We start from the raw sequence: 7938 nt of genomic DNA on the forward strand, positions 1-7938 counted from the left end.
ACCTCGGCGACCACCATCCGCCCGAGCACCGGGGCCCGGCGGCCGGTCACCCGGGCCCAGGCCACCGCCGGATGACCGGCGAGCACGCCGCGGACCATGCCGGCGGAGACCTTGCTGCCACCGACGTTGATCTCGTCGGAGTCCAGTCGGCCGGTGATCAGCACCCGGCCGTCGAGCACCTGCACGCGGTCGCCGGTGCGGACCGGGCCGGCGAGACCGGCACCGTGGAACGGGGCGGTGACCACCAGCTCGTCGTCGACGACTGTGAGCATCGGTCGGCCCGGGGTGTCCCGGTCCAGCCAGTCGACCGGGAACCCGGCCCGCCCGTCGTGCACCACAATGGACGCCCCCACCTCCGAGGACGCGTAGATCCAGGACACCCGGGCCGCCGGGAAGACGTCCCGCAGCTGGTCCAGGATCGCCTGGTCCACCGGCTCACCGCCGAGGGTGATCTGGCGCAGCGGCACCCGGGCCAGCGCCTCGGCGTCGCGGTAGAGGGTGCGCCGCCAGAAGGTCGGGGTGCCCGAGGCCGCGTCGACCCCGTGCGCGGCGGCGACACCGGGCCAGTCGTCCAACTCGTCGGGCTCGACCACCACGAGGTGCTGGCCCGGCTGGGTCAACGACAGGGTGACCACCTGCCACCAGGCGTACGTGCCGGGGGCGTACGGGCACAGCCAGGTCCGGCCGGGCTGGTCGACCCGCACGGTGGTCAGCGTGTCGAGGGTGTGCCCGACCCGCTTCGGACGCCCGGTGGAGCCCGAGGTCAGCAGCCAGAGCCGGCCCGGCTCGGCGGTTCGCGGCCGGGTCGGCGCGCTCGGGTGCACGCCGTCGTCGTCGAGGACGCCGACGGTGAACCCGGCCGCCAGCAACTCCGTACGCAGCGCCGCGTCGACCCGGCTCACGGTGCTGAGCAGAAGCTCGGTGCCGTGCACGGCGTGCTGCCGCGCCGCGGTGAGCGCGTGCACCGCCGAGTGGGCGAGCACCGCCGCCGGGTCGGGCAGTGTGGGGGTCGGCAGCGACCGCCAGGTCAGCGCGGTGCCACCGACCACGAGCCGGTTGTCCACACCGGCCGGCTCCGCGGGCGCGGGGGCGCTGTGGCGCGACGTCGCGACGGTCACTGGTGTTGCAACTCGACGAGGAAGTCGAGGACGTCCCCGACGGTGGCGATGCGACGCAGCCCGGGGGCGTCGAAGTTGAGCTCCTCCCCCGTCTCGTCCTCCACCCGCAGCGCCAGCTCGGAGAAGTCGAGCGACCGGAAGCCGATCTCCCGCAACTGGGCGGCGTCGTCGCCCGGCAGCTCCTTGTCCTGGTTTTTCAGCACCTGAGCCATGAGGTCGCGGATCTGCGCGCGACTCAATTCGTTCATGCGCCGCAGTCTACAACCCAATGAATGCGTATCCCATTTCCCGGTAGGCCCGGGTAAGGTGCCGGCACCCGACGTGAACGGCTAGGAAAGCGAGACGCACGTGCTGCGCGAAGCGACGACGGACGACGTTCATCTGATGTTGTCCTGGCGTAATCAGGAAACCAATCGACAGGTCAGCAAGACCAGTCACGAGATCACCGCCGAGGAGCACGCCCGGTGGTGGTCGGCGGTCCGCGAAGACCCGTCCCGACGGGTGCTGGTGTACGTGCGCGACGACCGCCCCTGCGGCGTGGTCACCTTCTTCGACCTGCGGCTGGACGGCCCGCGTACCGGGGCGTGGGGGTTCTATCTCGACGCCGAGGGGCTGGCCGGGCGGGATGAGACGCTGCCCGCCTGGCTGGGGGTCATGCGGGAGGCCGTGGAGTACGCCTTCGACGGCCTGCACCTGGACCGGCTCGACGGCGAGGTGCTCGGCCACAATACCGTCGTACGACAGATGAACCGGCGTTTCCGATTCGTCGAGGGCACCCCGAAACAGGAGCTGACCGACGGCCGGGAAATCACCGTCATCCCGATTTCCCTGGCGCGGGAGGATCGCCGCCAGCGCTGATTGTCGGACACTTTCGCGCAATGGACCGGAATCATTAACCGACAGTGCTTCCGGTGGACATCCGCCGTTCACGGACAGCGGTGTCCACCGGGGCGTGGCGGATCAGACCCGCCGCCACGCCGCCCAGTGCTGCTGCGGGTTGCCGCCGAGCCGGACGAAGCCGTACGCCGTGCCGTCCCAGTCGTCGGCCTGCCCGGGCGCCCAGCGGGCGAAGACCACCTGCGCCACGGCCGGCGGTCGCCCGTCGTCGAACCACCGCACGTCGGTCCAGGTCACCTGGTGGCTGAGGTTGAACCGGAGGATGTACTGCACACCGGTCGAGGCCCACACCCGCTCACCGGGGCGTACGCCGACGTCGGCCACCCGGGGCGTCGGCTGGGTGCGTTCGGCGGTCGGCCGCACGATCCGCTGGTCGATCACCTGCATCGTGACGAGGTTGGCCGCCACGAGGACGCCGAGGATCGGCAGCCGCAGGCGGGGCACCCGGACCGTGGCGACCAGCAGCACACAGCCGGCGATGCCGACCAGCGAACCGACCACCGGTCGCAGCTCCCGCCAGCCCCCGGTCAACGCCATCAGGTCCGGCGCGCTGAAACCGCCGTACCGCAACCGGTGGCCCTGGCTGGCCACATAGGCGAGTCGAGCGGCGACCAGCGCACCGCCACCGACCAGCAGCGCCACCGCAACGGCCGCCCGGCGCTGCACCACCCGCCACCCGGCGGTGAACAGCACCCCGAGGCCGACCAGCAGCCAGAACGGCGCCAGCATCTGCACGTAGCGGCCGTAGATGGCGTCCAACGGCTTGCCGGTGACTCCGGACAGGATGACCGACGCGCCACCGGCCACCCCGATGGTCACCACCAGCGCCACCCCCATCGTCCAACGGCTCGCGTCGCCGTGCCGGGGGCGCCACAGCTCGCGCACGGCACCGGCCCAGGCCACCCCGGCCATCCCGAACGTGATCACCACGAGGTACCAGAGCTGGGTGGTGACCGCCGCGCTCGTGCGGACCAGCCCCTGGGCGGAGGCGAGCGCCTCGAAGGTGCTGCCGTCGGGGGTGCTGCCGAGCAGGTAGACCCTGCCGCCGAGGTGGCGGATGGCGGCCTCGTTGACGAGCGCCATGGCGAGGACCGGCAGCAGCGCCGCGAGCACCACGGGTGGGCTGATCCGGCGGCGGACGAACAGCAGCAGCACCAGTCCGGCGTGCACGGCCACGATCACCAGGCCACGGGAGTGCAGCAGATGGAACCCACCGACCAGCAGGCCGACGGTGGCGGCGGCGACCGGGCCGGGCCGGGCGATCCAGCGGTGCACGGCGAGCAGCCAGGCCACCACGAGCGGCGCCAGCACCGCGTCGATCATGGCGACGCCCGCGTAGAAGGCGGTCGCCGGCAGGGTCGCCGCCGCGACCGCGCCGAGCAGCGCGTACGACCTGCGCAGCTGGAACAGTCGGCGACCGAACAGGTACGCCAACGGCAGCAGCGTCGAGTTCACCATCGCGTTGATCAGCTGGACGATCCGGTAGCTGTCGGTGAAATCCCGGTCCCCCAGGAACGCCGGCGAGATCAGCATCGGGTAGCCGACCCGACGCAGCAGATCGTTCTCGCTGCTGAAGCCGCCCGGTCCGCCCGCCAGCGCGCGGGCGGTGTTCAGGTAGCTGTCCTCGTCGGTGTGGGCGATCGGCAGCACGATGTGCCGGGACAACCACATCCGCCAGGCCACGCTGAGCACCCACCCGGCCAGCAGCACCAGCGGCACCAGCCACCGCCTGGCGGGCGGACCGCTGGGGGTCTCGGCCACCACCACCGGCCGGTCGATCACGTCACTACCGGGTGCCATCAACGCCTCCAGAATTGCCGGCCGGACCAGGCCCCGCGCCGGCCCGTCAGGCTCGTCGGCTGGCGTCGGTGCCGCACTGGCTGGCCCGCTCGCACCGAGCTGGTGTGGATGTCGGGTGAACGCGGGACCGGGTCGCGCGCACTGCCGCCGGTCGTTCGCGCGGCCACTGTAGCGGTCGGATCCGGCCAGGTCAGCCCACATCCGGGGCGGCCGGAAGTGTTCGCCTGCGCGGTGTCCGGCATTCACAGGAGCAGAGGTTGCGGTTCACCCGCGAGCGCCGGGGAGTTAACCCGCCATGGCTAGCGTGTCACCCCGGTCGGCTGGCCCAGGGCCGCTCGTTCATCCACGAACACGGGAGCACCACATTGAGTGAGTTGAATGGATCGTCCATTCTGATCACCGGGGGAACTGGTTCCTTCGGCAGGACGTTCCTCCGGCACATCCTCAACGAGGCCGACCCCGCCCGCGTGGTGGTGTTCTCCCGCGACGAGCTCAAGCAGTACGAGCTGCGCCAGCAACTCGGCGACGACCCGCGGCTGCGCTGGTTCATCGGCGACATCCGGGACCGGCACCGCCTCACCCGGGCCATGCACGGTGTGGACCACGTGGTGCACGCCGCCGCGCTCAAGCAGGTGGACACCGCCGAGTACAACCCCTCGGAGTACATCGCGACCAACATCACCGGCTCGCAGCACGTCGTCGACGCGGCGATCGAGGCCGGTGTCAAGAAGGTCATCGCGCTCTCCACCGACAAGGCGTCCAGCCCGATCAACCTGTACGGCGCGACGAAGCTGGTCGGCGACAAGCTCTTCGTCTCGGCCAACCACTACGCCGCCCAGCACCCCACCCGGTTCGCGGTGGTGCGCTACGGCAACGTGGTGGGCAGCCGCGGCTCGGTCGTCCCGCTGGTCCGTCGGCTGGCCGCCGAGGGCAAGAGCCTGCCGATCACCGACAAGCGGATGACCCGCTTCTGGATCACCCTCGACCAGGCCGTGCAGTTCGTCATGGACTCGTTCGACCAGATGCAGGGTGGCGAGCTGTTCGTGCCACGGATCCCGAGCATGCGCATCCTCGACCTGGTCGAGGCCGTGGCCCCGGACGCCACCACGCACGAGATCGGAATCCGGCCGGGCGAGAAGCTGCACGAGGAGATGATCGCGCCCGACGACAGCCGGCGGACGCTGCGCGCCGAGGGGCGGTTCATCGTCCAGCCGACCATCGCCACCTGGGGTTACCAGGCACCGGTCGACTGCGACCCGGTGCCGGACGGCTTCGCCTACCAGTCGGACACCAACGACGAGTGGCTCACCGTCGAGCAGTTGCGCGACATGCTCGGCATCAACTGATGACGGGGATGCTCCCGTACGGCCGGCAGTCGATCAACGAGGACGACATCGCGGCGGTCGCCGACGTGCTGCGCGGCGACTGGCTCACCACCGGCCCGCAGGTCGACGCCTTCGAGGCCGACCTGGCCCGGTGGACCGGCGGGGTCGGCGTCGCCGCCGTCTCCAACGGCACCGCGGCATTGCACGTGGCGTACGCGGCAGCCGGGGTGGGACCGGGCGACGAGGTGGTCGTCCCGCCGATGACGTTCGTGGCGACGGCCAGCAGCGCCGCCGCCCTCGGCGCGAAGATCGTCTTCGCGGACGTCGACGACGAGACGTTCTGCCTCGACCCGGCGGCGGCCGCCGCCGCTGTCACCTCCCGCACCACTGTCGTCGCGGCGGTCGACTACGCCGGCCACCCCGCCGACTACGACGCGTTGCGCACGTCGGTCAAGGGCAGCGACGCGCTGCTCCTCGCCGACGCGGCGCACTCGATCGGCGGCACGTACCGCGGCCGGCCGGTGGGTTCGCTCGCCGACCTGACCACGTTCTCGTTCTTCCCCACCAAGAACCTGACCACCGCCGAGGGCGGCGCCGTCGCGGCGCTGGACCCGGAGATCCTGAAGCGGGCCCGCCGGTTCCGTGGCGTCGGCGTGGTCCGCGAACGCGACGACCTGCGGTTCCCGGACGAGGGCGGCTGGCACCAGGAGGTCCACGAGTTCGGGCTGAACTACCGGCTGCCCGACGTGCTCTGCGCCCTGGGACGCAGTCAACTGCGTCGCCTCGGCGAGTTCACCGCCCGGCGCAGCGCCCTGGTCGCCCGCTACGACGAGGCGCTGGCCGATCTGGACGGCGTCCTGCTGCCCACCCGCAAACCGTGGGCCGACCCGGCCTGGCACCTCTACCCGATCCGGGTGCTCGACGGTCGCCGCCGCGAGGTGTACGACCGGATGCGGGCCGCCGGCATCGGGGTCCAGGTCAACTACATCCCGGTGCACTGGCACCCGGCCTTCGCCGACCTGGGTTACCGACGTGGCTCCTGCCCGGTGGCCGAGTCGTTCTACTCCCAACAGCTGTCGCTGCCGCTCTACCCGGGGCTCAGCGACGCCGACCAGGACCGCGTCATCGACGCGCTGACCGCCGCGGTGCGGGTCGGCTCGGTGCGTACCGCCGCCTGATGGGAACCTGATGCACCACGCCAACCACTTCTACGGCCACGCGCACGTGCTGGCCCGCTACGCCGGCCTCGGCGACCGGCACCCACCCCGGATCAACGGATACGTGCAGCACGGCTGGAACATCGGTGACGGACTGGCCCCCGGGCACCCGTACGCCGAGCGCACCCCCAGCCTGCTCTGGTCGGAGCAGACCCGTCGCCGTGCCTGGTCGGTGGGGCGACGCAACGTGGTCGTCATCGGCGCGCCGTTCGTCTACCTGCTGGCCCTGCGACCCGAGGACCCACCGGCCGAAGAGCGCGAAGGCACCATCTGGTACCCCTTCCACGGCTGGGAGGGGCAGCACGTCAAGGGCGACCACCGCAAACTGATCGCCCTGATCCGGGACACCGAACCCGGCCCGGTGACGGTCTGCCTCTACTGGCACGAGTACCGCATGCGCAACGTGCGCCGGCTCTACGAACGCGCCGGATTCCGGGTGATCTGCCACGGCTACCGGGGGCACTGGTGGAAGGACACCGACCCGGACTTCCTCGACCGACAGCTCACCGAGCTGCGCCGGCACCGCCGGGTCGCCTCCAACCGGCTGACCAGCGCGATCTTCTACGGCATCGCGGCGGGGTGTGAACCAGCCGTCTACGGCGACCCGATGATCCTGTCCAACGAGGACCCCACCTTCGGCGGCACCGCGCGGATCCGGCGGCAGTGGCCGCAGCTGCACGGCAGCACTGTCGACCTGCCCACCGCGGTCGAGATCGCCCGCGCCGAGCTGGGCACCGACCACCGCTGCACGCCGGCCGAACTGCGCGAGCTGCTCGGCTGGGCGAACCTCCAGGAGGAAGAGGAAGACCGTGACGACTGAGACGGCACCCGCCGGCCGGATCACCCTGCCGGGCGGCGAGATGCTGGCCTGGTCCGACCTGCCGCAGGAACGGCTGGCCGACGGCGGGCCGCTCGCCGCGCTGGCCGCCCGGCTGGTGCCGCCCGGCGCCCGGGTCCTGGTGGCCGGTCCACACGACCCGGCGCTGCTCGACCAGCTCGCCCACGCCGAGGTGACCTGCCTGCTGCGCAGCCACCCGGACGCGGTGGCGCTGGCGCACCGGGCGGCCCGCCTGGTGGTGGGCGGCCCGGCCGGGCTGCCCGAGGACGAGACGTACGACGTGGTGATCGCGGCCGCCGGACTGGACCCGGTGGAGTCGGTGGAGGGCACCCAGCTCGGCTGGGACGGCGTGCTGGCCCGACTGGTCACCGTGCTGCGACCGGGTGGCGCGTTGCTGCTGCGCCTGGACAACCCACTGGGCCTGCACCGGTTGGTCGACACCACCCCCTGGTACGCCCGCCGCGACGATGCCGCCTGGGCGATCGGCGGCGTGCTGGACCGCGCCCGCCCGGCCAACCGGGACCAGCTGCGCGAGCGGCTCAGCGTGGCGGGGCTGATGCCGGCCACGTGCTGGGCCGCGTACCCCGATGTCAGCACCCCGACGGCCCTGCTGGACGCCGACCACCTCGACCGGGACGCCGGCTCCGGTCTGTTCGACGCGGTGCTGCACGGTGCCTGCGCCGGGGGTTTCACCAGCTCCACAGTGCTCCAGGACCCGGCCCGGCTGGCGGTGGTCGGCTGGC

Annotated in this window: 7 protein-coding genes and 1 pseudogene; 5 read left to right on the forward strand and 3 right to left on the reverse strand. The window is 71.9% G+C overall.

The window, feature by feature from the left end:
• Positions 1 to 1064, reverse strand: a 1064-nt coding sequence (locus KBX53_RS14565) for an AMP-binding protein (protein ID WP_309140773.1), incomplete at its 3' end; no start/stop codon positions are given.
• Positions 1065 to 1114: 50 nt separating this feature from the next.
• The gene (locus KBX53_RS14570) at positions 1115 to 1366 is read right to left on the reverse strand and encodes an acyl carrier protein (RefSeq protein ID WP_030335845.1); all 252 of its coding nucleotides are present in this window, start codon (positions 1364 to 1366) and stop codon (positions 1115 to 1117) included.
• 100 nt (positions 1367 to 1466) lie between these two features.
• Here KBX53_RS14570 and KBX53_RS14575 point away from each other — a divergent pair, with 100 nt between their 5' ends.
• A complete protein-coding gene (locus KBX53_RS14575; protein WP_030335847.1) occupies positions 1467 to 1976 on the forward strand; it encodes a peptide chain release factor 2 in 510 nt (169 codons plus the stop codon).
• Positions 1977 to 2078: 102 nt separating this feature from the next.
• On the opposite strand, the gene KBX53_RS14580 is transcribed toward KBX53_RS14575, so the two are convergent.
• Positions 2079 to 3815 (reverse strand): hypothetical protein, encoded by a 1737-nt coding sequence (locus KBX53_RS14580; RefSeq protein WP_210859768.1) that lies wholly within the window; start codon positions 3813 to 3815, stop codon positions 2079 to 2081.
• A gap of 365 nt (positions 3816 to 4180) precedes the next feature.
• Between KBX53_RS14580 and pseB the strand changes: the two genes are divergently transcribed.
• The 4 genes and pseudogenes from pseB to KBX53_RS14600 all read left to right on the forward strand — a co-directional run.
• On the forward strand, positions 4181 to 5161 hold the full coding sequence (gene pseB / locus KBX53_RS14585; RefSeq protein WP_210859775.1) for a UDP-N-acetylglucosamine 4,6-dehydratase (inverting): 981 nt from the start codon (positions 4181 to 4183) through the stop codon (positions 5159 to 5161).
• Complete coding sequence (locus tag KBX53_RS14590) at positions 5161 to 6318, forward strand: DegT/DnrJ/EryC1/StrS aminotransferase family protein (protein WP_210859777.1); 1158 nt, start codon at positions 5161 to 5163, stop codon at positions 6316 to 6318. The genes pseB and KBX53_RS14590 overlap by 1 nt, the downstream gene beginning before the upstream one ends.
• 10 nt (positions 6319 to 6328) lie before the next feature.
• Positions 6329 to 7177 carry a hypothetical protein gene (locus KBX53_RS14595; RefSeq protein WP_210859779.1) on the forward strand — a complete coding sequence of 283 codons (849 nt, stop codon included), beginning with the start codon at positions 6329 to 6331 and terminating at the stop codon, positions 7175 to 7177.
• Positions 7167 to 7938 (forward strand): annotated as a pseudogene (locus KBX53_RS14600) (class I SAM-dependent methyltransferase); the annotation flags it as partial. The gene KBX53_RS14595 and the pseudogene KBX53_RS14600, both read left to right, overlap by 11 nt.

Origin of the sequence: Micromonospora sp. M51, assembly GCF_018070305.1 — a bacterium.
Classification (GTDB): domain Bacteria; phylum Actinomycetota; class Actinomycetes; order Mycobacteriales; family Micromonosporaceae; genus Micromonospora; species Micromonospora parva.